Source organism: Streptomyces sp. NPDC048751, from assembly GCF_043198595.1.
Lineage (GTDB): Bacteria > Actinomycetota > Actinomycetes > Streptomycetales > Streptomycetaceae > Streptomyces.
In genome coordinates, this window is record NZ_JBICUX010000007.1 from 506,909 (window position 1) to 533,327 (window position 26,419).

Genomic DNA, 26,419 nt, shown 5'->3' on the forward strand with positions numbered 1-26,419 from the left:
TACCGCCTCACCTCCCCTATGACACGACAGGCCGCTGTGCGCCCCCCTCGGGATTCCTGTGCGCCTCCGGTGAGGTGTCCAAGAGTGGCTGCTCGGAGGGCGTCGCCCGCGCCCCGCGGATGAACCTCGCCGCGATCACGGCCAGGAGAGACGCCGCCGACAGGGTGTAGAGGCCGCCGTTCGTGCTGCCCGTCGTGTCCTTGAGGTAGCCGAACAGGGTGGGGGAGACGAAACCGCCCAGGTTGCCGATGGAATTGACGAGGGCGAGGCCCGGCGCCGCGATCCGCAGGTCGAGTCCGGACTGGGCCATCGGCCAGAAGAGGGTCGCCGCGCACTTCGAGTGAAGTGGCTCATCGAGTACATGGCGATCATGGAGCACACCGCGGGGATCGCCGACAATAGTCCGACCTCGAAGGACGACAGCCCGCCGATGCGACTGATGGAGAAAAAAAATCGGCCCCGACCGTGCAGGTCGGGGCCGACTGGTGTCCCGGAGTACCGGGGAGCGCCTTTACTTCGGCTGCGGCTTGCGCACCGAGAGGTGAAGCTCGCGCAGGCGCGCCTCGTCCAGCTCCGTCGGGGCGCCCATCATCAGGTCCTGGGCGTTGCCGTTGAGCGGGAAGGCGATGGTCTCGCGGATGTTGGGCTCGTCGGCCAGCAGCATCACGATGCGGTCGACGCCGGGGGCGATGCCACCGTGCGGCGGGGCGCCGAAGCGGAACGCGCGGAGCATGCCGGCGAACTCGCGCTCGACGGTCTCCTCGTCGTAACCCGCGATGCCGAACGCCTTCAGCATGATGTCGGGCTCGTGGTTCCGGATCGCGCCGGAGGACAGCTCGACACCGTTGCAGACGATGTCGTACTGCCAGGCGAGGATGTCCAGCGGGTCCTGGGTCTCCAGGGCCTCCATGCCGCCCTGGGGCATGGAGAAGGGGTTGTGGGAGAAGTCGATCCGGCCGGTCTCCTCGTCCTTCTCGAACATCGGGAAGTCGACGATCCAGCAGAAGCGGAAGACGTTCTCCTCGAAGTGCCCGGCACGCTTGGCGGCCTCGACCCGCACCGCGCCCATGATCTTCGAGACCTCGTCGAACTCGCCCGCGCCGAAGAACACGGCGTGACCGGCCTCCAGGCCGAGGCGCTCGGTGAGGACCTTGACGTTCTCCTCGGTGAGGAACTTGGCGATCGGGCCGGAGAGCGAGCCGTCCTCGGCGACACGGACCCAGGCCAGGCCCTTGGCGCCCTGCGAGACGGCGTAGTCGCCCAGCTGGTCGAAGAACTTGCGGGGCTGGTCCTGGACCGCCGGGACCGGCAGCGCGCGCACGTGCTTGCCGGCGAACGCCTTGAACTCCGAGCCCTCGAACACGTCGGTGATGTCGACGAGCTCCAGCTGGGCGCGCAGGTCCGGCTTGTCGGAGCCGTACTTCAGCATCGCCTCACGGAACGGGATCCGCGGGAACGGGGAGGTGACGTGACGGCCGTTGCCGAACTCCTCGAACAGCTCGGTCATGAGCTGCTCGATGGGCTGGAAGACGTCCTCCTGCTCCACGAAGCTCATCTCGACGTCGAGCTGGTAGAACTCGCCCGGCGAGCGGTCGGCGCGCGCGTCCTCGTCGCGGAAACAGGGCGCGATCTGGAAGTAGCGGTCGAAGCCGGAGATCATCAGCAGCTGCTTGAACTGCTGAGGGGCCTGCGGAAGGGCGTAGAACCGGCCCGCGTGCAGCCGGGAGGGAACGACGAAGTCGCGGGCGCCCTCGGGGGAGGTCGCGGTCAGGATCGGCGTCGCCATCTCGTTGAAGCCGAGGGCGACCATCTTGTGGCGGATGGCCGAGATGACCGCCGTACGCAGCATGATGTTGCGGTGCATGCGCTCGCGGCGCAGGTCCAGGAAGCGGTACTCCAGGCGCCGCTCCTCGTTGACCCCGTCCTCGGTGTTGATCGTGAAGGGCAGCGGCTGGGCCGCGCCGAGCAGCTCGACCTCGCCGACCTCGACCTCGACCTCGCCGGTGGGCAGGTCGGGGTTGATGTTCTCGGCGCCGCGGGAGACGACCTTGCCGTCGATACGGACCGTCGACTCCTTGGTGAGCTTGTCGAGGGCCTCGTACGCCGGGGTGCCGGGGCGGGCGACGAGCTGCGTGATGCCGTAGTGGTCGCGCAGATCGATGAAGAGGATGCCGCCCAGGTCGCGCCGATTGTGCAGCCAGCCACTCAGCCGGACGTCGGTGCCGACGTCAGAGGCGCGGAGCTCGCCGCAGGTGTGGGACCTGTACCGATGCATCGTCGTTCATCCAGTCTTCGCGGATCGGGGTCTGTTTCAGCCGGTGTTTCACGTGAAACACCCCCAGCGTACCGGGCACCCCGTGATCCCCTCCCCACCATTGTTGTGTCGGCGATCAGTGGCAGTTATCGATCCGGTGTTCTTAAAGTAGGGCAATGCGCACTGGCGAGCCTCTGCCCGCCGTGGGGGAGGTTCTCGCCGCCCTCGCGACCGGCCTGTGGCACTGGAACACCGCCACCGAGCTGGTCACCGTCGACGCGGAGGCAGCGCGGCTGCTCGGGCTGCCCGCCGAGCAGACCACCCTCACGCAGGCCCAGACCCGGGCCCGGCTCCACCCCGTCGACTGGAACGAGATCACCGGTGTGGTGCAGCTCGCCGTCGCCGAGGGCACTCTCGCCGAGGTGCGGGTGCGGGTCATGGACGACCAGGGCCGGGTCGTCCGGGTCGTCCGCAGCCGCTCCAAGCCGTCCTTCGACCCGGTGCGGAAGGCCTACGAGCTGATCGGCACCATCCAGGAGGTCACCGAGCCCTCGCCGGGCACCCCGGCGGGCCGCAGCGCGGTCACCGGTGACTGGCGGCGCTCGCGGGAGGCGTTCCTGCTGGACGCCGGCCGGGCGCTGGCGGAGGCACGGTCCACGGAGGAGGTGCTGCGGGTCGCGGCGGGCCTGTCGATGCCTGGGTTCTCGCCGGACGGGCTCGCGGTGTTCGGGATCACGGGCGACCGTCTGACGATCATCGGCCACCACGGGCAAGAGCCGGGCGACGAGGGCCCGTTCACCCACATGTCGCTGGAGACCGACTATCCGGCGGCGGAGGTGGCTCGCACGGGCCGGGCGGTCTATCTGTCCTCCCCTGAGCAGTACAAGGAGCGCTATCCGCTCACCTGGCCGCTGGCGCAGCAGTTCGGCCGGCAGTCCTGGGCGTTCCTGCCGCTGACCGTGGCCGGCCGCACGATGGGCGCCTGGATGGCGGCCTTCGCCTACCCGGTGGCGTTCACGCCCGACGAGCGCTCGGTGCTCACCACCGTGGCCCGCATGCTCGCCCAGGCCCTGTCCCGCGCCGGTGCGGCCGACACCCAGCGGGAGCTGACCGACGGGCTGCAACGCTCGATGCTGCCCCAGCTCGGCCCCGAGATACCGGGCATGACCCTCGCCGCCCGCTACATCCCGACCGGCGGCGGCCTCCAGGTCGGCGGCGACTGGTACGACATGATCCCGCTGCCCAGCGGCCGGTTCGCCCTGGTCATCGGGGATGTGCAGGGGCACGACGTACGGGCGGCGGGCCTGATGGGACAGCTGCGGATAGCGCTGCGTGCGTACGCCGCCGAGGGCCACCGCCCGGACGCGGTCCTCACCCGCGCCTCCCGCTTCTTCTACGGCATCACGCACTCCGACGACGACCTGGCGGGCCTGCGCTTCGCGACCTGCCTGTACATCGAGGTCGACCCGGTGACAGGGGTCCTGGAGACCGCCCGCGCGGGCCATCTGGACCCGGCGGTCAGGATGGCGGACGGCACAGTGATCGTCCGCCCCACGGCAGGCGGCCTGCCGCTCGGTGTCGATCCGGACTCCGACTACCCGACCACACGGCTCGCCCTGGAGCCCGGCGAGTCCATGATGATCTGCACGGACGGTCTGCTGGAGACCGGCGGCCACGACCTGGACACCGGCTGGCAACGCATCCGCAAGACCCTGGAGGCCCACGAGGGCGACCTGGAGGAACTCGCCGACGCCCTGGTCCAGGCCGTGCACGGGCCGTCCTCGCACCACACCACCGGCCCGCTGGCCGACCGCCGCGAGGACGACATCGCCCTCCTGCTGATGTGTCGGCAGGGTGAGGGCTGCGGCTGCGGGGACACCGTCGCCGTACGGCCGAGTGTGCGCCGCACCGTGCTGACCGTGGCGCAGGACGAGCCCGAGCGGATCGCCGAGGGCCGCCAGCAGGTGCGTGAGCTGCTGCACGACTGGTCCTGCGCGGACCAGGTCGACTCGGCGGTGCTCCTCGTCTCCGAGGCGCTGACCAACGTCCTCGTGCACACCGACGCCGACGCCCTCCTCGTCGCCGAGGTGACCGACGGCCCGGCCGGGCGCCGGATGCGGATCGAGGTCGCCGACACCAGCGACGACCTCCCGCACAAGCGCCGCCCCGGCGAACTGGCCTCGTCGGGCCGCGGCCTGCTCCTCATCGAGATGCTCGCGGACGCGTGGGGGGTCGCTCCGCGCGGCGAGGGCAAGAGCATCTGGTTCGAGCTGTACGAGCCCGGCGGCGACGCCCGCTGACCCGCACAGGGCCCTGACGGGCGCCGAGCGGCGGGTGCGGAGTGGTCGTGCGGGGCTGCGCAGGGCTCCGCCGCGCATCCCACCGCACCCGGAGAACGCCGACACCCCCTACGGCGGCTCCCCGGAGGACCCCGCGGACGTGCCGTAGCGAGCCCGTAGTTCGAGTGCGACCCCGAACGCGGCCGCGGTGAGGGGGACCGCGAGGAGCATGCCGAGGATGCCGGCCACGGAGGCTCCCGCGGTGATCGTGACCATCACCACCGCGGGATGCATCTGCACGGTCCGGCTCTGGATCGCCGGCTGGAGCACGTGCCCCTCCAGCACCTGTACGGCGAGCACGACACCGAGCGCCCACAGCGCGATGACGAACCCGCGGTCGGCGAGCGCGACCAGCACCGCCAGGGCTCCGGAGAGGAACGCGCCGAGGTAGGGGATGTAGGCGCCGACGAAGACGAGCGCACCGAGGCCCGCGGCGCCGGGAACGCGCAGGACGAGCAGCCCGACGGTGATGCACAGGGCGTCGATGAGCGCGATGAGGGTGGTCCCGCGCATGAACCCCTCCACGGCCCGGAAGGCCCGCCGTGCCATCGCCTCCACGGTGTCACCGGCCGCACCGGGGACGGCGGACCGCAGGGTGCCGACGGCGCGGTCGGCGTCGCGCAGGAAGAAGAAGACGAGCAGCAGCGCCAGGACGGCCATGGCGATGCTCTCGCCGACGACACTGACCCCGCTGATCACCCCGGAAGCGGCGGTGCCGCCGAACTTGGTGAGCAGCTCCCGGGCGTTGGCGGCGAGGTCGTCGAGCGAGGTCCCGGCGGCCCCGAAGTGGTCGGCGACGCCCCGCGCCGCGTCCCTGAGCGAGGCGACGATCTCGTCCCCGGTGTCGATGAGCGCGGCGACAACGATGTACACGGCCCCGCCGACCACGGCGACGACGGCCACACAGGTCAGCCCGGCGGCGAGGGACCGGTTGACCCCCGCCTTCACCAGCCGCCGGTGGAGGGGCCGCAGCAGCGCCGTGCCGAGCAGCGCGAGCAGCACCGGCACCACGGCCGTACGCAACTGCGCGCAGAGCCGGATCCCGACGTAGACGACCCCGGCGACGAGCAGGATCGTGGCGCACCACGCGGCGAGACGGCGGACGGGGCCGGGGAGCAGCGGGCGGGACTCCTGCACGCCTCCAGGGGAGCACGGGGAGGGCGGGCTGTCCTTCACTGGCGGGCCGGTCGGGTGACTGGTCGTCAATTGTCCCACTGCACCACTCTTTCGAGTGACCCCTGTGTGAGTGAGGGGGATCGTCGCCTGCCGAACTGCACGATGTGTGCCCTGGCCGTGTCCCTACGGCAGGCAAGGAGCGACATGGGCAAGTCCGCATCCCGGAAGGACGGGGCCGAGGGGGCCGCGTTCACACCGCAGATGATGCGCGAGTACAGCGCGGGCATGGCGGAGTGGGCGGCCGGGGCTTCAAGCTCGCCTTCAAGGGCCCCACCCTCGCGTTCGTGGCCGCCGCCGTGCTGGCGGTGGGCGGGGTGGTGACGTACCAGGTGCTGACGCAGTCGAACGGCACGCCCGGCGCCGGCCGAACAGCGGCCGGCCGGACCGGATCCGCCACCGCACCGAAGGCCTCCGGCACACCCTCCCCGTCGGGCGTCCTCGGCGCTCCGGCGTCCGGCGGCGCCACGGCCGACGCCCCAGCCGACGCCACGGCCGACGTCACGGGAGCGGCCGCCGCGGTCCGTGAGCAACGCAAGGTGGTCATGCGCTCCGGCACGAACCTGGACGTGGACTTCACCAACGGCCAGTCCGACATCTCCTTCTACCTGACGTCCAGCGCCGACGGCTACACCATCGCGGCAGAGCAGGGCGACCTCGCCACCGTCAACGGGGAACCGACCGCCGAGAGCTGTTCCGCGGCCACCGAGTTCGGTTTCACCATCAAGGCGAAGACCATCCGCAGAGGGCTCACCGCCTGCGTACTCACCGACGAGAACCGCGTCGCCGCGGTCCGGGTCCTCGGATGGCAGAAGGACGACGAGTACGGCCTGTCCTCCGTCACCCTGGACGTGACCACATGGGAGAAGACGGAGGAAGCGGCCTGACCCGCGGCGCGGCCGCGGGTCAGGCCGATCAAGCAGGGCTCCACAGCCTCGCTCGGACCTGCCAGGGCCTACAGTCCGCCCTCGGACATCCCGTGCACCGCCGGGATCGTCCCGAGCCGGCCCTTCTGGAAGTCCTCGAAGGCCTGCTGGAGTTCCTCGCGGGTGTTCATCACGAACGGCCCGTAGTGCGCCATGGGCTCACGGATGGGCTGTCCGCCGAGGAGGACGACCTCGAGGTCCGGGGTGTGGGAGTCCTGCTTCTCGTCCGCGCGGACGGTCAGCGAGCCACCGGCACCGAACACCGCGGTCTGCCCCATGTGAACGGGCCGCCGCTCCTGGCCGACCGCGCCGCGCCCGGCGAGGACGTAGGCGAGGCCGTTGAAGTCCTCGCGCCACGGCAGGGTGATCTCGGCGCCCGGCGCGAGTGTCGCGTGGATCATCGTGATCGGGGTGTGGGTGATGCCGGGGCCCTGGTGGCCGTCCAGCTCACCGGCGATGACGCGCATCAGCGCGCCGCCGTCGGGGGAGGTGAGCAACTGGACCTGGCCACCGCGGATGTCCTGGTAGCGGGGGGCCATCATCTTGTCCTTGGCCGGGAGGTTCACCCACAGCTGCAGGCCGTGGAAGAGACCGCCGGACATGACGAGGGACTCCGGCGGCGCCTCGATGTGGAGGAGGCCGGAGCCGGCCGTCATCCACTGGGTGTCGCCGTTGGTGATGGTGCCGCCACCGCCGTTGGAGTCCTGGTGGTCGAAGATTCCGTCGAGGATGTAGGTGACGGTCTCAAAGCCGCGGTGGGGGTGCCAGGGGGTGCCCTTCGGCTCGCCCGGCGCGTACTCCACCTCGCCCATCTGGTCCATCATGATGAACGGGTCGAGGTGACGGTAGTTGATCCCGGCGAACGCACGGCGCACCGGGAAGCCCTCGCCCTCGAAACCGCTCGGCGCGGTCGTGACAGTGAGCACGGGACGTGCCACGGCGTCGGCGTGCGCGGTCACGCGCGGCAGCGTCAGCGGGTTCTCGACGGTCACTGCAGGCATGTCGGTACCTCCTTGTGCGGCCAGTTTAGTTGAGCATTGAACTTTCTGCCACCCCTAACAGCGAAAGCCCGGAGGGCATTCCCTCCGGGCTCACGGGGTCCCGTCACGCGGTCAGCGACCACCCGCTCTAGCCGTACATGCGGCGCATCGCGAACTCGACCATCTGCTCGACCGCCTTCGCGTCGAAGACCATGCGGTGCTCGCCCTCCATGTCGAGGACGAAGCCGTACCCGGTCGGGAGCAGATCGATCACCTCCGCGCCGGTGATCACGAAGTACTTGGACTCCTTGCCCGCGTACCGGCGCAGCTCCTTGAGCGAGGTGAACATCGGGATCACCGGCTGCTGGGTGTTGTGCAGCGCGAGGAAGCCCGGGTTGTCGCCGCGCGGGCAGTAGACCTTCGACGTCGCGAAGACCTGCTGGAAGTCCTCGGCCGTCACCTGCCCGGTCGTGAAGGCCCGCACCGCGTCCGCGAGCGAGGGCGGGGACGGCTCGGGGTAGAGCGGCGGCTGCTGGCCGTACCCTCCCACGCCGCCGGACATGGGCTGCTGCGGCGGGGCGTACCCCTGCTGTGCGCCGACGTTCTGGTCGTAGCCGTACATGGGCGCAAGCGTACCGAGCGCGCCGGATCCCCGGGGTCCCGCGGCAACCGCGGTGGGACCTGTCACAGATGACCGGTGCGGGGTTGCTTCTTATTACCGACGGGTAGCATCATCGTAGCCACTTGATTGGTACGTGAACATGCGCGAGGAGTCAGTGCCTCGCCGATCTCTCTACGGAGCCGTCGCCATGGGGCACTACAAGTCGAATCTCCGCGACATCGAGTTCAACCTCTTCGAAGTACTCGGACGCGACAAGCTGTACGGCACGGGTCCGTTCGAGGAGATGGACGTCGAGACCGCGAAGAGCATCCTCGAGGAGCTGACCCGCCTCTCGGAGAACGAGCTGGCGGAGTCCTTCGCCGACGCCGACCGCAACCCGCCGGTCTTCGACCCGGAGACCAACACCGCGCCGGTCCCCGCTTCCTTCCGGAAGAGCTACCAGGCCTACATGGACTCCGAGTACTGGCGCCTGGGCCTGCCCGAGGAGATCGGCGGCACCACCGCGCCCCCGTCGCTGCTCTGGGCCAACGCCGAGCTCGTCCTCGGCGCGAACCCGGCCGCCTTCATGTACTCCTCCGGCCCCGCGTTCGCCGGCATCCTCTTCGACGAGGGCAACGACGTCCAGAAGAAGATCGCCGAGATCGCCGTCGAGAAGCAGTGGGGCTCCACGATGGTCCTCACCGAGCCGGACGCCGGCTCGGACGTGGGCGCCGGCCGCACCAAGGCCGTGGAGCAGGAGGACGGCACCTGGCACATCGAGGGCGTGAAGCGGTTCATCACGTCCGGTGAGCACGACATGTCGGAGAACATCCTCCACTACGTGCTGGCCCGCCCCGAGGGCGCCGGACCGGGCACCAAGGGCCTGTCCCTCTTCCTCGTACCGAAGTTCCTCTTCGACTTCGAGACCGGCGAGCTGGGCGAGCGCAACGGCGTCTACGCCACGAACGTCGAGCACAAGATGGGCCTGAAGGCCTCCAACACCTGCGAGATGACCTTCGGCGACCGCCACCCCGCCAAGGGCTGGCTGATCGGCGACAAGCACGACGGCATCCGCCAGATGTTCCGCATCATCGAGTTCGCCCGCATGATGGTCGGCACGAAGGCGATCTCGACCCTGTCGACCGGCTACCTCAACGCGCTGGAGTACGCCAAGGAGCGCGTCCAGGGCCCGGACCTGGCCAACTTCATGGACAAGTCCGCGCCGAAGGTCACCATCACGCACCACCCGGACGTCCGCCGCTCGCTGATCACGCAGAAGGCGTACGCCGAGGGCATGCGCGCGCTGGTCCTCTACACGGCGTCGGTGCAGGACTCGATCGCCGTCAAGGAGGCCGCCGGCGAGGACGCCTCCACCGAGCACGCGCTGAACGACCTGCTCCTGCCGATCGTCAAGGGCTACGGCTCCGAGAAGGGCTACGAGCAGCTCGCCCAGTCGCTGCAGACCTTCGGCGGCTCCGGCTTCCTGCAGGAGTACCCGATCGAGCAGTACATCCGCGACGCCAAGATCGACACCCTGTACGAGGGCACCACCGCGATCCAGGGCCAGGACTACTTCTTCCGGAAGATCGTCCGCAACCAGGGTGCCGCGCTGAACTCCCTCGCCGAGGACATCAAGAAGTTCCTGGCCCTCGGCACGGGCGGCGAGGAGCTGTCCTCGGCCCGCGAGCACCTCGCGAAGGCGGCCGTCGAGCTGGAGGCCATCGTCGGCCTGATGCTGACCGACCTCGCGGCCACCGAGCAGGACGTCAAGAACATCTACAAGGTCGGGCTCAACACCTCCCGCCTGCTGCTCGCCTCCGGTGACGTGGTCGTCGGCTACCTGCTGCTGAAGGGTGCCGCGGTCGCCGCCGAGAAGCTCCAGACGGCCTCCACGAAGGATGTGCCGTTCTACACCGGCAAGATCGCGGCGGCGAAGTTCTTCGCGGCCAACGTCCTGCCCGGCGTGACCCTGGCCCGCAAGGTGGCCGAGGGCGTCGACCTGGACCTCATGGAGCTCGACGAGGCCGCGTTCTAGGCTTCGGACACACCCTCCACACTGTCCTGACGAGGGCCCGCTTCCAGTGATGGGGAGCGGGCCCTCGTACGTCGTTAAGGTGAACCCATGAGCGCACCCTCCCGCTTCGACCGCGGCCACACCGACGACCTCATGACCTTCCTGGCGGCGAGCCCGTCGCCGTACCACGCCGTGGCAAACGCCGCGGAACGGCTGGAGAAGGCAGGATTCCGGCAGGTCGCCGAGACGGACGCCTGGGACGCGGAGACATCGGCGGCCTCCGCCACGGGCACCGGCGGCAGGTACGTGCTGCGCGGGGGCGCGATCATCGCCTGGTACGTCCCCGAGGGCGCCGCCCCCCACACGCCGTTCCGCATCGTCGGCGCGCACACCGACTCCCCCAACCTGCGCGTCAAGCCGCTGCCGGACAGCGGGGCGCACGGCTGGCGCCAGGTGGCGGTGGAGATCTACGGCGGCCCGCTGCTGAACTCGTGGCTCGACCGGGACCTGGGCCTGGCCGGGCGGTTGACGCTGCGCGACGGCTCGACCCGACTGGTCAACGTGGACCGGCCGCTGCTGCGCGTGCCCCAGCTCGCCATTCACCTCGATCGTTCGGTCAGCGCGGAGGGCCTCAAGCTCGACAAGCAGCGCCACCTCCAGCCGGTCTGGGGCCTGGGCAACGAGGTGCGCGACGGCGACCTGATCGCCTTCCTGGAGGAGGCCGCCGGGATCCCGGCGGGCGAGGTCACCGGCTGGGACCTGATGGTGCACTCCGTGGAGCCGCCCGCGTACCTGGGCCGCGACAACGAGCTGCTCGCCGGGCCGCGCATGGACAACCTGCTCTCGGTGCACGCGGCCGTCGCCGCGCTGACCTCGGCCGCCACCAGCGGTGAGGCCCTGACGCACATCCCCGTCCTGGCCGCCTTCGACCACGAGGAGAACGGCTCCCAGTCGGACACCGGTGCGGACGGGCCGCTGCTCGGCAGTGTGCTGGAGCGTTCGGTGTTCGCGCGCGGAGGGTCGTACGAGGACCGCGCACGCGCCTTCGCGGGCACCGTCTGTCTGTCCTCGGACACGGGCCACGCGGTCCACCCCAACTACGCCGAGCGGCACGACCCCACGCACCACCCGCGGGTCAACGGCGGGCCCATCCTGAAGGTGAACGTCAACAACCGCTACGCCACGGACGGTTCGGGCCGCGCGCTCTTCGCGGACGCCTGCGAACGGGCCGGGGTGCCCTTCCAGTCGTTCGTCTCCAACAACTCCATGCCGTGCGGCACGACCATCGGCCCGATCACCGCGGCCCGGCACGGCATCAGGACGGTCGACATCGGCGTGGCGATCCTGTCGATGCACAGCGCGCGTGAACTGTGCGGGGTCGACGACCCGTTCCTGCTCGCGAACGCGCTGACGGCCTTCATGGAGGTGTGAGCGACCCGCCGTCGCATGGGAGTTCGCCTCGGGGGTACCCGCACTTACGGACCGGAACGACCGGACCGGACAGGGAGGCGACACTCATGGGCCTCGGCGGGTGCATCATCCTCATCGCCGTGGGAGCCATCCTCACGTTCGCGACCGACTGGGACATGCAGGGGGTCAACCTCGACCTGGTCGGCGTCATCTTCATGATCGTCGGATTGATCGGCGTCACGACATTCAGCAGCATCGCCCGGCGCAGGCGCGTCGTGATGCCGCCGTCGACGCCTGTCATCGACGAAGAGGGGCACCACCACCACTATCGGCGGGACGGGTACAGCGACGGTTACGGAGTTTGAGCGTCGCACTTGTTCCTAACTCAGTAATTTACTGAGTTATGGACTTCACTGTTATCGCCCATGCCGTCGAGGTGGACCACGGCATCAAGCGGCTCTCCATGCGGTTCATCAAGAAGTACGCCGCGCCGGAACGCTCCCGGCTCAGCGCCGAGTTGTGCGAGCAGATCTCGAAGGCGTTCGACGACCTGGGACTCATTACACTGCCCCGACGGCTGCCGACCTCGGAGAACGAGTTCGTGTTCGTGATCGCGAAGTCCAGCCCGCTCGGCCAGACCGTGGAGGTCGCGTCCAACCTGGCGACGCTCGACCGGCTGGGGCAGAGCCCCGCACCCTGGCTGTTCGAGAATTTCCCGGGGGCGCGGGCACAGTTGACCCAATGACGGTCAGATGGCAGTCACGTCCGAGCAATTCACATAAAAATGTGATCGGACGATAAGAGTCTGACTTTCGGACGAAGTGGCAGCGTTAACGTCATCCACGCCCGTCGCCGCCGGCGGCGGGCGTGATCATGTTGCGCCCCTCTCAGCTGTCCGAAGGACATCACCCATGCCCTTGCACGCCCCCCGCTCCTTCACCGTGCCGTGGGGTTCCGACTCCGTGCTCGTGTCCAATGTCGAGCCCACCCTGCCGGACACCTCCCGGGACGCGGACCTCGCGAAAGTCGTCGACGCGGGCAAGGCCAACCCGGTGACCCTGCTCCCCGAGGCCGCCTGGCAGGCCGTCGCCCGTGCCACGACCGGCATCGAGGGGGTCGCCGTACAGCTCCGCCCCACCACCGCGGACCCCGCCGGGCTGCTGATGGTGGAGAACGTCGACGGCGCCACCCTGCGCTCGGTCGTCACCCGGGTCCACCTGAGCGAGCTGCTGCCCGGCATCCAGCCACGCACCGGCATGGAGGTGATGGAGATCCCCGACCCCCAGGTCCAGGGGATCACCGACGAAGGGCGCCCCTGCGCGATCGTCCGGTACCGGTACCAGGACCTCGCCCACCTCCGCGACCACGTGTGGCAGACCATCCACGGCACGCTGTCGCTCAACAGCTACGCGCCCTCCGTCCTCGCCCGCAAGGTCACCCGCAACCTGATCACCCACCCCGTCGAGATCTCCTTCGAGGACGGCACCGAGTCCTTCCACGCGCTGGTCGTACGGGACGGGATCACCCGGCTGGCGAGCGCCTGGTCCGTGCTCGCCGGACCCGACGCCGACGCGGCGCAGACCGCGCAGCTCACGGTGGACTCGCTCTTCGGGAAGAAGGCCACGGCTTCGTCCGGGGCGGGTGGAGCCGCGTCCGATGCGGGGAGCGGGCCTCTCGGTGAGCGGCTGGCCGCCGGGCGGGAGAAGTGGCGGCGGAAGCTCAAGGAGGAGTTCGCGCGGGAGATCGCGGCGGGGGAGCCGGGGCCGCGCGCGGCCCAGATCGCCCAGACGTACGTCGTCCCGGCCCAGATCGCCGTCGGCGCCGAAGGACACCCGGGGCACCTGCTGGCCGCCGAGGACATCTTCGACGACGCGATCCGCTCCGTACTGGCCTCGGTGCACGTCGAGTTCAAGCAGTGGGACACGGCCGCCCAGAACGTCGAGGTCGCCACCCGCGCCCTCAAGCGTGTGATCCAGCTGGGCGACTCGCTGGTACCGAAGGACGATCTCCAGGTCGTCCACGGTCTGGCCGTGGGCCGGATCCCGGTCGAGGAACTCCCCCGGGTCTTCGCCCAGGAGCCGACGCCCCCCGGCACCGCCCTGTGGCGCGCCGTCTACCTGGTGCACGCCCTGACCCGGCCCGAACTCCTGGAACCCCTGAAGGACCAGGCCAAGGCCATCAAGGGCGGCAAGCGCATGGGGCTGAAGGGGTTCGCGGAACTCCTCGGTCCGCTGATCGACCTGCCCTGGCGCTCGTACAAGAAGCACGTCACGACGCAGGCGCGCAACGCCTGGAACAACGGCGGTGTCCTCACCTCCGACGTCATCCAGGAGTGGGAGCCCCGCCCCACCGACGACTTCACGTCCCTGGTGAAGCCGGCGCTGGAGGGCGACATCGACGCCCGCTGCACGCTGGCCGTGGCGGGCGGGGTGGCCCTGATCGCCGACAAACTGCTCACCAGGAACGTCGGTTCGGCCCTCATGGCGGCGAAGGAGAAGGGCGGCGTCCCCTTCCGCGCCGACGTCAACCAGGTCGTCGAGGACCTGTCCCAGCAGCACAACGAGCGGGGCCTGTGGATCCTCGCCCTCGCCGCCGAACGGTTCCGCAGCGACGCGCTGCCGGAGAACGCGGTGACGATGCGCCAGCTCATCCACAAGCAGAAGTCGGGCGACGAGTCGGACACCCCGTACGTCCACTTCCGGCTCGATCTCGACAGCCCCGACAAGATCGAGCGGGACGGCAACGGCATGCCCGTGACGCTGCACCAGTGGGATGTCGTCTGGGCGTCGAACCCGGAGCGTGCCCGCAAGGCGCATCCGCCGAAGGCACGTCCGGTCCCTGCCGCGGTGAACCCTGGAACCCCGGTGCCCCCGGCGACCGGGCCGGAGTCCACCGCGCTGCCCAAGGTGCTGATTCCGGGGCCCTTCGTGGGCTCGGGCACCACGGCGTCCGAGCGGGCCGCGGGCGACGAGCCGGAGGCGGACGGGTCCTCCGCGTCCGAGGCCGGGAACCCGCCCCCCGCACCGAGCACGCCCCGGCCCGCCAGTCAGCGTGCTGTCGAGCACCGGCAGGTGTTGCGCGAGAGCGTGACGACGGCCAGGGACGCCCTGGACCACCTCCAGCTGCTGGAGCCGGAGGTCGGTCGCCACACCCCCATCGTCCCGCTGTCCGTCCTCGACGAGCTGCACAAGCTGCTGATCGGCCTTCAGACGGATGTCGAGAACCTGCGCCGCAGGGTCAGCCGGGACGACGACGATCCGGCTCCGGAGGACGAGGGGGCGCAGGAGGAAGTGGGGGTGTGAGCGGTGTGAGCCGCCCGCCCGGTCGGCCGGGTCAGCCCTCGTCCATCCCCGCGAGCACCAGCGGCAGCCGATCCGCGCCGTCCTCGACGACCCGCACCGGAACTCCCCAGTCCTGCTGGTGCACATGGCACGCGGGGTACTCGTTGGACCCCGCGGCGGAGCCGCTGTCGGATGCAGTGTCGTCGCAGGAGGCCGCCATCGCCGAGACGTGCAGGACGCCTTCCGTGAGCGCCGGGTTCAGCTCCAGGGTGCGGGAGAGGTCGGTGTCCGTGCCCTCACCGGCGAGCAGCAGCTCGGGCGGGGTGGAGGAGACCAGGAGGCGGGTGGAGGGGCCGTACCGGGTGTCGAGCTTCTGGCCGGCGGGCGCCTGGAAGATCACGTCGAGCCGGAGCTTGCCCGGGGCCACCTCGGTGGCCGCGCGCCGGGTGCGGTGGGCGACGGACTCCACCCGTACCGCCTCCTCCGGCAGCCGCAGCCGGGTCAGGCGGTGCCGGGCCGACTCGACGACCACGATGTCGTCGCCGACGAGGACGGCGTCGCTGGGTTCCCGCAGGTCCGTGGCGAGTGTGGTGACCTCGCCGGTCGCCGGGTCGTAGCGGCGCAGGGCGTGGTTGTAGGTGTCGGCGACGGCGACCGAGCCGTCCGGCAGGGCGGTGACGCCCAGCGGGTGCTGGAGCAGGGCCTGTCCGGCGGGGCCGTCGCGGTGACCGAAGTCGAAGAGGCCGGTGCCGACGGCGGTGTGGACGGTGCCGTCGAGGTCCACCCAGCGCAGGGCGCTGGTCTCGGAGTCGGCGAGCCACAGCCGCTCGGGGGTGGCGGCGAGCCCGGACGGCTGGGCGAACCAGGCCTCGGTGCCGGGCCCGTCGACGAGCCCCTCGTTGGTGGTGCCGGCGGTGACGTGGACGGTCCCGTCGGCCGGGTCGTACGCCCAGAGCTGGTGCACACCGGCCATCGCGATCCACACCCGGCCGCCGAAGACGGCCGCGTCCCACGGCGAGGAGAGGTCGGTCTCGCGGGCGGGGCCCGAGGTCGGGGAGCCCTGCCACCACTGCCGTCCCGTGCCCGCGAGGGTGGTGACCTCACCGGTGGCGAGGTCCAGGCCGCGCAGGGCGTGGTTGACGGTGTCGGCGACGACCACGGAGCCGTCGGGCAGGAGGGCGAGACCCTGCGGTTCGTTGAAGGACGCGCTGTCCGCAGTGCCGTCGGTGAACCCGCGCGCGCCGGAGCCGATGCGCCGCACCACGCTCTCACCGTCCGCGGCCAGCTCCACCAGCTGGTGCCGGGTGGTGTCGCTGACCAGGAAGTTCCCCGACGGCAGCAGGAGTGCCTTGCCGGGGAAACGCAGCACGGTCGGCTCGGGTTCCGGCGCCACGTACGGCCCGTCGCCGCGCCGGAGGGTGCCCTTGGCCTCGTGCTCGGCCTCCAGTTCCGTGACGAGCCGCTCGATGGCGTGCACATGGCCCTCGCCGGCGTGCTGCGCGACGACGTACCCCTCGGGGTCGATCACCACGAGCGTCGGCCACGCGCGCACCGCGTACTGCTTCCAGGTGGCGAGCTCCGGGTCGTCGAGCACCGGGTGCTCCACGCCGTAGCGCTCCACCGCGTCCACGACCGCCCGGTGCTCGGCCTCGTGCACGAACTTCGGGGAGTGCACCCCGATCACGACCACCGTGTCCGGGTGCTTCTCCTCCAGCTCGCGCAGCTCGTCGAGGACATGCAGGCAGTTGATGCAGCAGAACGTCCAGAAGTCCAGGACGACGATGCGTCCTCGCAGGTCGGCGAGGGTGTACTGCTTGTCGCCCGTGTTCAGCCAGCCGCCCTTGCCGATCAGCTCGGGGGCGCGGACACGGACACGACGGGGTGCGGAGTCGGTCATGGATCCAAGGGTGCCACCCGGGTACGACACTCAGGTCAGCGCGTGTCCGGTGGTCGCGTCCACGTGCTCGGGCACGGCGTCGTGGCGGTCGCCGACCGTGGAGGTGCCGGACGGTTCGAGTACGAGGATCTCGGTGGGGACGGGGGCGTAGGGCTTGTGCTCGGTGCCGCGGGGGACGGTGAAGACGCTGCCCCGGGGCAGGACGACGGTGCGCTCGCCGACGGGCTCGCGCAGGCCGATGTGCAGTTCGCCCTCCAGGACCAGGAAGAACTCGTCGGTGTGGTCGTGGACGTGCCAGACATGCTCGCCCTCGACCTTGGCCACGCGGACGTCGTAGTCGTTGACGGTGGTGACGATGCGGGGGCTCCACCGCTGGGTGAAGGAGGCGAGCGCGGTGGACAGCGAGATCGGTTCCATGGGCCCATCGTCCGGGCTGCCGTACCCACCGTACGAGTGCTAGAAATCGCACATGGCGCAAGGATCCTCGCACCGCCCGCCCCGCCCGCACCGTGTCGTCCTCGTCGTCGACGAGAACTCCAACCCGTTCGAGATGAGCTGTGCGATCGAGGTCTTCGGACTGCCCCGGCCGGAACTCGGGCGTGAGCTGTACGACTTCCGGCTGTGCGCGGACGGGCCCGCCACCCGGATGCGGGACGGGTTCTTCACGCTCACCGGGGTCGCGGGGCTGGAGGCGGCCGAGGAGGCGGACACGCTGATCGTGCCGAACCGGCCCGACCCCGAGGTCCCGCGCTCCCCACGCGTCCTGGACGCCGTGCGCCGGGCACACGCGCGTGGCGCGCGACTCGTCGGCTTCTGCTCGGGCGCCTTCACGATGGCGGAGGCGGGGCTGCTGGACGGGCGGCGGGCGGCCTGCCACTGGATGTGGGCGGAGGCGTTCCGGACGCGGTTCCCGCGCGTGCGCCTGGAACCGGACGTGCTCTTCGTGGACGACGGCGAGATCCTCACGGCGTCGGGCAGTGCGTCGGCGCTGGACCTGGGCCTGTACGTGGTGCGCCGGGACCACGGCGCCGAGATCGCGAACGCCGTCTCCCGGCGGCTGGTGTTCGCCGCGCACCGGGACGGCGGCCAGCGGCAGTTCGTGGAACGGCCGGTGCCGGAAGTGCCGGACGAGTCCCTCGCGCCGCTGCTGACGTGGGCGCAGGAGCGGCTGGGCGAGCCGCTGACGGTCGCGGAGCTGGCCACGCGCGCGGCGGTGTCGCCGGCCACCCTCCACCGGCGCTTCCGCGCGCAGCTCGGGACGACTCCGCTCGCGTGGCTGACGGGGGAGAGGGTGGCGCTGGCGTGCCGGCTGATCGAGCGGGGCGAGGAACGGCTCGACGTCGTGGCCGCGCGCAGCGGGCTCGGTACGGCGGCGAACCTGCGGGCCCGGCTGCGGCGCGAGACGGGGCTCAGCCCATCGGCCTACCGGCGGCGTTTCGGACCGGCCGCCGGGGAAGCGGTAAGCACATGAGATTCCTCGTACGCGACCGGCTCCTCGGCATCGGTGACGACTACTGGATCGAGGACCAGCACGGCAACAAGGTGTTCCTCGTCGACGGCAAGGCGATGCGGCTGGGGGACACCTTCGAGCTGAAGGACACGGACGGGCGCGTCCTCATCGACATCCACCAGAAGATGTTCGCCCTGCGCGACACCATGGTCATCGAACGGGACGGCGAACCCCTCGCGCGGATCCGCCGCAAACGCCTGTCCCTGCTGCGCAACCACTACCGCGTCTCCCTCGTCGACGGCACCGAACTCGACGTCAGCGGCAAGATCCTCGACCGCGAGTTCGCCGTCGAGTACGACGACGAACTCCTCGCCGTCATCTCCCGCCGATGGCTCCACGTCCGCGAGACCTACGGCGTCGACGTCGTCCGCGACGACGCGGACCCGGCGCTGCTGATCGCGGTGGCGGTGTGCGTGATCCAGATGGCCGAGAAGGAACGCGAGTCGGACGACTGACGCGGGTTCAGCGGCGCGGGGCGTCGAGCCCCAGCACCCGGTCCTTCAGCGCCGGGAACTGTTCGCGCGTGACGCCCACCTTCGACGGGTCGAACTCCACGGACAGGACCTCCTCACCGGCCCCGGCCTCCCCCAGCACCTCGCCCCACGGATCGACCACGATCGAGTGACCGGCCTGCGGAACCCCCGCGTGGGTCCCGGCCGTTCCACAGGCGAGCACGAACGCCTGGTTCTCCACCGCCCGCGCCTGAGCCAGCAGCGTCCAGTGCGCCCGGCGGCGCTCCGGCCAGCCCGCCGGCACGACGAGGGTCTGCGCGCCCGCGTCGACGAGCCCACGGAAGAGTTCGGGGAAACGGAGGTCGTAGCAGGTGGCCACGCCGAGCGTCGTCTCCGGCAGACGCACCGTCACCAGCTCCCGCCCCGCCCCCATCAGCACGGCCTCGCCCTTGTCGAAGCCGAAGCGGTGGATCTTGCGGTAGGCGGCGACCAGATCACCGGAAGGAGAGAAGACCAGCGACGTGTTGTACAACGCCCCCTCGTCCGCGGCGGAGCCGCTTTCGGACGGAGCCCGCTCCGGGATCGAACCCGCGTGCAGCCACACCCCCGCGTCGCTCGCCGCCTTGGCCATCGCCTCGTACGTCGGCCCCTCCAGCGGCTCGGCCTCCGCGCCGAACCCCTCGTACGCGAACGCACCGGTCGTCCACAGTTCGGGCAGTACGACGAGATCGGCCCCGGCCTGTTCCCGTACCAACGCGGCCACGCGCCGCCGCCGGGATTCGACCGATTCTTGCTCGTCTACGGCGATCTGGATCAAAGAGGCGCGCACACTACCACCGTCCTGGCATTCGAGTCGTCCACACGGGCCTACGATCGTCACACGAAAGCACTGCCGGGGTGCCTCCAAGCAGCGTAACTTAGCGTTCCAAGACACCCGCGACAGCAGCCACCTCCCACTGGCAACGCCGCCACAAACCACCCGTGTACCGACCGCCGAGGGGTCCCGTTCCGTGAGTCTGCATCCCACTCTCCAGCCCTACGCCGACGCCTGGACCCACTCCATCGAAGCGATATCCGAGCTGGTGCTGCCGCTGGTGGAAGCAGACTGGAACCGCCGCACGCCATGCCCGGGCTGGTCGGTGCGCGACATCGTGTCGCACGTCATCGGGCTGGACAACGAGATGATGGGCGACCCGCGCCCCATCCACTCGCTCCCGCGCGACCTGTTCCACGTCACCAACGAACACCAGCGCTACATGGAGATGCAGGTCGACGTCCGCCGTCACCACACCGCGCCGGAGATGACGTCCGAGCTGGAGTACACGGTCATCCGCCGCAACCGCCAGCTGCGCAACGAGTCCCGTGACCCAGGTACGAAGGTGCGCGGCCCCCTCGGCGCCGAGCTCACCCTCGAGGAGTCCATGCGCAACCACGCGTTCAACGTGTGGGTGCACGAGCAGGACCTGCGCACCGCTCTCGGCGTCCCCGGCAACCTCGACTCCCCCGGCGCACACGTCACCCGTGACGTGCTCCTCGCCGCGCTCCCCTCGATCGTCGCCGAGAGGGCCGACGCGCCCCGCAGTTCGGCCATCGTGTTCGACGTGCACGGTCCGATCGAGTTCCTGCGCACGATAAGGGTCGACATCCAGGGGCGCGGCACCCTCGAAACGGCCCCTGCTCTGGGCCCCGCCGCCTCCCTCACCCTCGACTGGGAGACGTACGTCCGCCTGGCCTGCGGCCGGGTGACCCCGGGGGCGGTCGCGGACCGCGTCAAGACGGAGGGCGACCAGGAGTTGGCGGCGGCGATACTGCGCAACCTCACCGTGACGCCGTAGGGCGCGGGGGCGCCGACGGTCGCCGCTGTGCGCGCAACGCCGGTCGTTTATTCGGTGTCCCGTGTCCTGCGCCCCGAACTAGCGTACGCCCATGACCGACATGGATATCCCGCCCCAGCCCGCCGCCTCGGACCCGGCACCGGCCCCGGCATCGCATTCGGCATCCCATGCCGACGGCCCGCCCCGACTGACCCGGCTCACCTTCCACGGCCCGTTGTCCGAGGCCCGTGCCACGGCGTTGGTGCGGCGGCTGGCGACGCCGACGACCGGCACGGTCCTCGACCTCGGCTGCGGCTGGGGCGAGCTGATGCTGCGCGTCCTGGAGGCCGTACCGGGCGCGCGCGGTGTCGGCGTGGACCTGAGCGCCGACGACCTGGCGCGGGGGCGGCGCAACGCGGTGGCACGGGGGCTCGGGGAGCGGGTGGAGTTCGCGGAGGAGTCCGCCGCGTCGACCCGGCGCGGGCCGGCGGATCTGGTGCTGTGCCTGGGCTCCAGTCACGCCCTGAGCGCGTCCGAGCCTCCCGGGCACACCGCCGAGGCGCTGCGCGAGCTGCGTCGGCTGGTGGCGGACGGCGGGCGCGTGCTGCTCGGCGAGTGCTTCTGGGAGCGGGAGCCGAGCGCCGCCGAGCTGTCCCGGATGTGGCCCGAGGCCAAGGTCACCGACCAGTACGACCTCGGGACGCTGGTCGACCTGGCGGTGGCGGCCGGGTTCCGGCCCGAGTGGATCGAGACGGCGGGCCTCGACGAGTGGGAGACGTTCGAGTCGGCGTACCAGGCGGACGTGGAGGTGTGGCTCGCGGAGCACGGCGACCATCCGCTCGCCGCGGAGACCCGCGAGCGCCTCGACCGGCACCGCGCCCAGTGGCTGGGCTACCGCGGCATCCTGGGGCTCGCGTACCTCACGCTCGTCCCGGTGGTCCGCTGAACGACGGGCGTCACGCCGGCACGTGCACCGTCTCCACCCGGCTCGCGACCAGCCGCTCGCGCTCCCTGCGCGCCGCCTGCCCGCGCAGGCGCAGGATCTGGGTGATGCCCAGGGCCTGGAGGACGAACACGGTGGAGAAGGCGATCGTGTAGTCGTCACCGGTGGCGTCCAGCAGCACCCCGACCGCGAGGAGCGTCGTCATGGAGGCGGTGAAACCACCCATGTTGGTGATGCCGGACGCCGTCCCCTGACGCTCCGGCGGGTTCGCCGGGCGGGCGAAGTCGAAGCCGATCATGGAGGCGGGGCCGCAGGCTCCGAGCACCGCGCACAGCACGACGAGCAGCCACATCGGCGCGTGGTCGCCGGGGTAGGCCAGCGTCGCCGCCCACAGCAGCGCGGTCGCGCCGACGGTACCGAGGGCGAGCGGCAGCCGTGCCGCGTGGTGCCGGGCGATGATCTGGCCGTAGACAAGGCCGACGACCATGTTCGACAGCACGACGAGAGTCAGCAGCTCACCGGCCGTGGCCCGGCTGAGCCCCTGCGCCTCGACCAGGAACGGCAGGCCCCACAGCAGCAGGAACACCATCGCCGGGAACTGGGTCGTGAAGTGGACCCAGAGCCCCAGGCGCGTCCCCGGCTCCCGCCAGGACGCCGCGATCTGCCGCCGTACGTATGCGGCGCCCTGGTGCGGCATCGGCGCGGGCTCGTGCCCCTCGGGGTGGTCCTTCAGGAAGAGCAGCAGCAGGACGAGGACCACCACACCGGCGACCGCGCTGCCCGCGAACGCCGCCGTCCAGCCGATGCCGTGCAGCAGCCGGGCCAGGACGAGTGTGGAGACCAGGTTGCCCGCCATCCCGGCGAGGCCCGCCATCTGCGCGATCATCGGACCGCGCCGGGCCGGGAACCAGCGGCTGCCGAGCCGCAGCACGCTGATGAACGTCATCGCGTCACCGCACCCGAGCAGTGCCCGCGAGGCGAGGGCCGTGCCGTACGACGGCGAGAACGCGAAGCCCAGCTGCCCGGCGGTGAACAGCACGACACCGATGCCCAGCACCTTCTTGGTGCCGAGCCGGTCCACCAGCAGACCGACCGGTATCTGCATCCCTGCATAGACGAGGAGCTGGAGGATCGAGAACGTCGACAGGGCCGAGGCGCCCACATGGAAGCGCTCGACGGCGTCGAGACCGGCGACGCCCAGGGACGTACGGAAGATGACGGCGACGAAGTAGACGGAGACGCCGATGCCCCAGACGGCGACGGCACGACGGCCGCCCGGCGGATCACCCGGAAGGGTGGAGTTGGCCGACGAGCCCGCTCCGGCCCTCATCGGACCTCCCCCCGCGCCAGGTGCGAGAACCAGCCGATGTGCCGGTGGACGATCGCGACGGCCTCCTCGGCGTCCCCGGAGCGCAGCGCCCGCAGGATGTCCGCGTGCTCGACGAGGCTCTTGGTGATCCGGTCGGGGTGGGAGTGCATGATCGCGACGCCCATGCGCAACTGGCGGTCGCGAAGCTGGTCGTAGAGGCGGGAGAGGATCTCGTTGCCGCCGCTGCGGACGATCTCGGCGTGGAAGCAGCGGTCGGTGACCGCGGCCTGGGCCAGTTCACCGGCGGCGGCCTGCTCCTTCTGCCGCGCGAGCAGTTCCTCGAGGCGCTCCAGGAGCCCCGGCGGGGCCGGTACGGCCTTGCGCAGGGCGTGTTCCTCGACGAGCAGCCGGGTCTCCACCACGTCCGCGATCTCCTGCGCGGAGACCGGAAGGACCAGGGCGCCCTTCTTCGGGTAGAGCTTGATCAGCCCCTCCACCTCCAGCCGCAGCAGCGCCTCGCGCACCGGGGTGCGTGACACCCCGACGGCCTCGGCGAGCTCGCCCTCGGTGAGGAGGATCCCGCCCTCGTAACGGCGGTCCAGGACACCCTGCTTGACGTGGGCGTAGACACGGTCGGCGGCGGGGGGCTGCTTGACGGGGGCGGGCGGGGCGGAGGGCATGCCGACAGGATAGATACAAGACGTACGCATGGGGGATTGAGGTCCACCATGCGGACGACAGCCGGATATTGGTGGCCCGTTTCACATCCCCGATACCGGACTCCGTAAGGAAACCGCACAACCTTCTGTGCTACTTACGAGTCACACACGTACGGCCCTTCCTTCTTTCCCCTTCAACTGGGCCGTCCAATAGGGGCAATTACAGCAATTGGGGTATCTCAGTTGATCACCGGTATCAAGGGCATCCGTCTCCGCAGGGCCGCCGCCGTCACCGTGACCACCGGCGCCGTGCTCGCCACCGGAGCCCTCACCGCGGCGCCCGCGCAGGCCGTTTCCACTCCCACGATCGTCGCCAAGACCGGCTTCGTGATGAACAACGCCAACGGCGCCCAGCTGTACGGGAAGGGCGCCGACACCAAGCTCTCCACCGGCTCCACCACGAAGATCATGACCGCGAAGGTCGTGCTCGGACAGCGCAACCTGAACCTCGACGCCAAGGTCACGATCGCCAAGGCCTACAGCGACTACATCGTCGAGAACAACTACGCCTCCAACGCCAAGCTGATCGTGGGCGACAAGGTCACCGTCCGTCAGCTGCTCTACGGGCTGATGCTGCCCTCCGGCTGCGACGCCGCGTACGCGCTGGCCGACAAGTTCGGCACGGGCACCACGCGCGCCGCCCGCGTGAAGTCGTTCATCGGCAAGATGAACACCGAGGCGAGGAGCCTCGGCATGACGAACACGCACTTCGACTCGTTCGACGGCATCGGTCACGGCGCCAACTACTCGACGGCGAAGGATCTGACGAAGCTCGCCAGCAGCGCGATGAAGAACGCCAACTTCCGCGCGATCGTCAAGACCAAGAAGTACACCGCCAAGACGATCACCAAGACGGGCAGCACCCGCACCATGGCGGCGTGGGACAACACCAACACGCTGCTCAGCAGCTACAGCGGTGCCATCGGCGTGAAGACCGGCTCCGGCCCCGAGGCCAAGTACTGCCTCGTCTTCGCCGCCACCCGGAACGGCAAGACCGTCATCGGCACGGTCCTGGCCTCCACCGGCATCTCCCAGCGCGCCTCCGACGCGACGAAGCTGATGAACTACGGCTTCGCCAAGCTCAGCTGAGCCGAGCCGACTGGACGCGAGAGGGCCGCGCACCCCTTCCGGGGTGCGCGGCCCTCTCGCGTTGCGTCACGCCCAGGTGATCAGGCGCTTGGGGTTCTCCAGGATCGCCGCCACGTCCGCGAGGACCTTGGAACCGAGTTCGCCGTCGACCAGCCGGTGGTCGAAGGAGAGGGCCAGGGTGGTGACCTGACGGGGCTTGACCTTGCCCTTGTGGACCCACGGCTGGAGCTTGATCGCGCCGACCGCGAGGATCGCCGACTCGCCCGGGTTGAGGATGGGCGTGCCGGTGTCGACGCCGAAGACGCCGACGTTGGTGATGGTCAGCGTGCCGCCCTGCATCGCGGCGGGGGACGTCTTGCCCTCCCTCGCCGTCGACACCAGCTCACCGAGGGACTCCGCGAGCTGCGGGAGCGTCTTGGCGTGGGCGTCCTTGATGTTCGGCACGATCAGGCCGCGCGGGGTGGCCGCCGCGATGCCCAGGTTCACGTAGTGCTTGACCACGATCTCCTGGTTGGCCTCGTCCCAGGACGCGTTGATGTCCGGGTTGCGCCTGATCGCGACCAGCAGGGCCTTGGCGACCAGCAGCAGCGGGTTGACCCGCAGCCCCTGCATCTCCTTGTCCTGCTTGAGCTCGTCGACCAGCTTCATCGTGCGGGTCACGTCGACCGTCACGAACTCCGTGACATGCGGCGCGGTGAAGGCCGAGCCGACCATCGCCGCGGCCGTCGCCTTGCGGACGCCCTTGACCGGGATACGGGTCTCACGGGCCGCGTCGTACGTCGGCACCGGCGCGGGGGGCGCCGAGACGGCCGGGGCCGCCACCGGCTCGGGAACCGGCGCGGCCGGGGCCGCCGCCGCGTGGACGTCCTCGCGCGTGATGATGCCGTCCGGGCCGGACGGGGTGATCGTCGTCAGGTCGACGCCCAGGTCCTTGGCCAGCTTCCGCACCGGAGGCTTGGCCAGGGGGCGTTCCTTCGCGGCGGCGGGAGCGGGGGCTGCGGCGGGAGCGGGCGCGACCGCGCCGCCGTGGCCGTTCAGCTCCGTCTGGAGCGCCGTCGAGGCCTGCTGGACCGGGACCTCCGGGCCCTTGCGGGGGCGGCGCTTGGTGGAGGAGGCGGCCACGCCGTAGCCGACGAGGACCGGCTGGCGTCCCGAGCCCACACTTGAGCCCGAGCCCGCGCTCTCCGGCTTCGGCGCCTCCTTCGGTGCCGGCTTCCCGGCGGGAGCCGCCGGCGCCTGTGCCTGGGCCGGTGCCTGGGGTGCCGCTCCGCCCGCCACATCCACCGCGATGATCGACGTGCCCACATCCACCGTGGTGCCCTCGGTGAAGTGGAGGGCGCGGACCACGCCGTCGTAGGGGATGGGGAGTTCGACGGCCGCCTTGGCGGTCTCGACCTCGCAGACCACCTGGCCGTCCGTCACCGTGTCGCCGGGTTGGACGTACCACTTGAGGATCTCGGCCTCGGTGAGTCCCTCGCCCACGTCGGGCATCTTGAACTCGCGTACGGACGCTTCTGTCATCGTCGTCACGACCCTCTCCTCAGTACGCCAGCGCGCGGTCGACTGCGTCGAGCACTCTGTCCAGGCCGGGCAGGTACTCCTCTTCCAGGCGCGCGGGCGGGTAGGGGGCGTGGTAGCCGCCGACGCGGAGGACGGGGGCTTCCAGGTGGTAGAAGCAGCGTTCGGTGATGCGGGCGGCGATCTCGGC

The 26,419-nt window shown here is 70.5% G+C and carries 24 protein-coding genes; 12 read left to right on the forward strand and 12 right to left on the reverse strand.

The genetic code is table 11. The features are described from left to right. Positions 1–16 precede the first annotated feature (16 nt). Both ACGFNV_RS24750 and aspS read right to left on the reverse strand, forming a co-directional pair. Entirely contained in the window at positions 17–310 is a 294-nt protein-coding gene (locus ACGFNV_RS24750; RefSeq protein ID WP_393625156.1) for a hypothetical protein, read from the reverse strand. Between the two features lie 201 nt (positions 311–511). Beyond that, positions 512–2,275, reverse strand: coding sequence for an aspartate--tRNA ligase (gene aspS, locus ACGFNV_RS24755; RefSeq protein ID WP_393625157.1), 1,764 nt, complete (start codon positions 2,273–2,275; stop codon positions 512–514). 155 nt (positions 2,276–2,430) lie between these two features. Here aspS and ACGFNV_RS24760 point away from each other — a divergent pair, with 155 nt between their 5' ends. Then, entirely contained in the window at positions 2,431–4,554 is a 2,124-nt protein-coding gene (locus ACGFNV_RS24760) for a SpoIIE family protein phosphatase (RefSeq protein WP_393625158.1), read from the forward strand. 108 nt (positions 4,555–4,662) lie between these two features. Here ACGFNV_RS24760 and ACGFNV_RS24765 read toward each other — a convergent pair whose 3' ends face one another. Next, positions 4,663–5,730: an AI-2E family transporter gene (locus ACGFNV_RS24765; protein ID WP_393625159.1), complete on the reverse strand. Its 1,068-nt coding sequence runs from the start codon at positions 5,728–5,730 to the stop codon at positions 4,663–4,665. Between the two features lie 272 nt (positions 5,731–6,002). On the opposite strand from ACGFNV_RS24765, the gene ACGFNV_RS24770 reads away from it, so the two are divergent. Further along, a complete protein-coding gene (locus tag ACGFNV_RS24770; RefSeq protein ID WP_393625160.1) occupies positions 6,003–6,653 on the forward strand; it encodes a hypothetical protein in 651 nt (216 codons plus the stop codon). Between the two features lie 68 nt (positions 6,654–6,721). Here ACGFNV_RS24770 and ACGFNV_RS24775 read toward each other — a convergent pair whose 3' ends face one another. Both ACGFNV_RS24775 and ACGFNV_RS24780 read right to left on the reverse strand, forming a co-directional pair. Then, a complete protein-coding gene (locus ACGFNV_RS24775) occupies positions 6,722–7,693 on the reverse strand; it encodes a pirin family protein (RefSeq protein ID WP_393625161.1) in 972 nt (323 codons plus the stop codon). A 127-nt stretch (positions 7,694–7,820) separates the two neighbouring features. Then, positions 7,821–8,294, reverse strand: coding sequence for an SseB family protein (locus ACGFNV_RS24780; RefSeq protein WP_133928138.1), 474 nt, complete (start codon positions 8,292–8,294; stop codon positions 7,821–7,823). Between the two features lie 187 nt (positions 8,295–8,481). Between ACGFNV_RS24780 and ACGFNV_RS24785 the strand changes: the two genes are divergently transcribed. The 5 genes from ACGFNV_RS24785 (at position 8,482) to ACGFNV_RS24805 (ending at position 14,999) form a co-directional block, all read left to right on the forward strand. Next, positions 8,482–10,308, forward strand: coding sequence for an acyl-CoA dehydrogenase (locus ACGFNV_RS24785; protein ID WP_393625196.1), 1,827 nt, complete (start codon positions 8,482–8,484; stop codon positions 10,306–10,308). 87 nt (positions 10,309–10,395) lie between these two features. Next, positions 10,396–11,718, forward strand: a complete 1,323-nt coding sequence (locus ACGFNV_RS24790) for a M18 family aminopeptidase (RefSeq protein WP_393625162.1) — start codon at positions 10,396–10,398, stop codon at positions 11,716–11,718. An 86-nt stretch (positions 11,719–11,804) separates the two neighbouring features. Then, positions 11,805–12,062 (forward strand): DUF6458 family protein, encoded by a 258-nt coding sequence (locus tag ACGFNV_RS24795; protein WP_133928135.1) that lies wholly within the window; start codon positions 11,805–11,807, stop codon positions 12,060–12,062. Positions 12,063–12,100: 38 nt separating this feature from the next. Continuing rightward, positions 12,101–12,442: a hypothetical protein gene (locus ACGFNV_RS24800; protein ID WP_393625163.1), complete on the forward strand. Its 342-nt coding sequence runs from the start codon at positions 12,101–12,103 to the stop codon at positions 12,440–12,442. A gap of 166 nt (positions 12,443–12,608) precedes the next feature. Then, positions 12,609–14,999 carry a hypothetical protein gene (locus ACGFNV_RS24805; protein ID WP_393625164.1) on the forward strand — a complete coding sequence of 797 codons (2,391 nt, stop codon included), beginning with the start codon at positions 12,609–12,611 and terminating at the stop codon, positions 14,997–14,999. Positions 15,000–15,030: 31 nt separating this feature from the next. Here the strand turns inward: ACGFNV_RS24805 and ACGFNV_RS24810 are convergent, their stop codons facing one another. Both ACGFNV_RS24810 and ACGFNV_RS24815 read right to left on the reverse strand, forming a co-directional pair. After that, a complete protein-coding gene (locus ACGFNV_RS24810) occupies positions 15,031–16,875 on the reverse strand; it encodes a thioredoxin-like domain-containing protein (protein WP_393625165.1) in 1,845 nt (614 codons plus the stop codon). Positions 16,876–16,905: 30 nt separating this feature from the next. After that, positions 16,906–17,292: a cupin domain-containing protein gene (locus ACGFNV_RS24815; protein ID WP_393625166.1), complete on the reverse strand. Its 387-nt coding sequence runs from the start codon at positions 17,290–17,292 to the stop codon at positions 16,906–16,908. A 52-nt stretch (positions 17,293–17,344) separates the two neighbouring features. On the opposite strand from ACGFNV_RS24815, the gene ACGFNV_RS24820 reads away from it, so the two are divergent. Then, positions 17,345–18,346 (forward strand): GlxA family transcriptional regulator, encoded by a 1,002-nt coding sequence (locus ACGFNV_RS24820; RefSeq protein WP_393625167.1) that lies wholly within the window; start codon positions 17,345–17,347, stop codon positions 18,344–18,346. Continuing rightward, positions 18,343–18,840: an LURP-one-related family protein gene (locus ACGFNV_RS24825; protein ID WP_133928129.1), complete on the forward strand. Its 498-nt coding sequence runs from the start codon at positions 18,343–18,345 to the stop codon at positions 18,838–18,840. Before ACGFNV_RS24820 ends, ACGFNV_RS24825 begins: the two co-directional genes overlap by 4 nt. A gap of 7 nt (positions 18,841–18,847) precedes the next feature. On the opposite strand, the gene ACGFNV_RS24830 is transcribed toward ACGFNV_RS24825, so the two are convergent. Continuing rightward, the gene (locus ACGFNV_RS24830; protein WP_393625168.1) at positions 18,848–19,666 is read right to left on the reverse strand and encodes a carbon-nitrogen family hydrolase; all 819 of its coding nucleotides are present in this window, start codon (positions 19,664–19,666) and stop codon (positions 18,848–18,850) included. 181 nt (positions 19,667–19,847) lie between these two features. Between ACGFNV_RS24830 and ACGFNV_RS24835 the strand changes: the two genes are divergently transcribed. Together ACGFNV_RS24835 and ACGFNV_RS24840 are read left to right on the forward strand one after the other, a co-directional pair. Next, complete coding sequence (locus ACGFNV_RS24835; protein WP_393625169.1) at positions 19,848–20,672, forward strand: maleylpyruvate isomerase family mycothiol-dependent enzyme; 825 nt, start codon at positions 19,848–19,850, stop codon at positions 20,670–20,672. 91 nt (positions 20,673–20,763) lie between these two features. Beyond that, a complete protein-coding gene (locus tag ACGFNV_RS24840; RefSeq protein WP_393625170.1) occupies positions 20,764–21,597 on the forward strand; it encodes an SAM-dependent methyltransferase in 834 nt (277 codons plus the stop codon). A 10-nt stretch (positions 21,598–21,607) separates the two neighbouring features. On the opposite strand, the gene ACGFNV_RS24845 is transcribed toward ACGFNV_RS24840, so the two are convergent. Both ACGFNV_RS24845 and ACGFNV_RS24850 read right to left on the reverse strand, forming a co-directional pair. Further along, entirely contained in the window at positions 21,608–22,924 is a 1,317-nt protein-coding gene (locus ACGFNV_RS24845; protein WP_393625171.1) for a nitrate/nitrite transporter, read from the reverse strand. Further along, positions 22,921–23,583, reverse strand: coding sequence for a GntR family transcriptional regulator (locus tag ACGFNV_RS24850; RefSeq protein ID WP_393625172.1), 663 nt, complete (start codon positions 23,581–23,583; stop codon positions 22,921–22,923). The genes ACGFNV_RS24845 and ACGFNV_RS24850 overlap by 4 nt, the downstream gene beginning before the upstream one ends. A 222-nt stretch (positions 23,584–23,805) precedes the next feature. Between ACGFNV_RS24850 and ACGFNV_RS24855 the strand changes: the two genes are divergently transcribed. Then, entirely contained in the window at positions 23,806–24,711 is a 906-nt protein-coding gene (locus tag ACGFNV_RS24855) for a D-alanyl-D-alanine carboxypeptidase family protein (protein ID WP_393625173.1), read from the forward strand. Positions 24,712–24,777: 66 nt separating this feature from the next. Here ACGFNV_RS24855 and ACGFNV_RS24860 read toward each other — a convergent pair whose 3' ends face one another. Further along, positions 24,778–26,241: a dihydrolipoamide acetyltransferase family protein gene (locus ACGFNV_RS24860; protein ID WP_393625174.1), complete on the reverse strand. Its 1,464-nt coding sequence runs from the start codon at positions 26,239–26,241 to the stop codon at positions 24,778–24,780. Between the two features lie 10 nt (positions 26,242–26,251). Next, positions 26,252–26,419, reverse strand: a 168-nt coding sequence (locus ACGFNV_RS24865) for a transketolase C-terminal domain-containing protein (RefSeq protein ID WP_393625197.1), incomplete at its 5' end; no start/stop codon positions are given.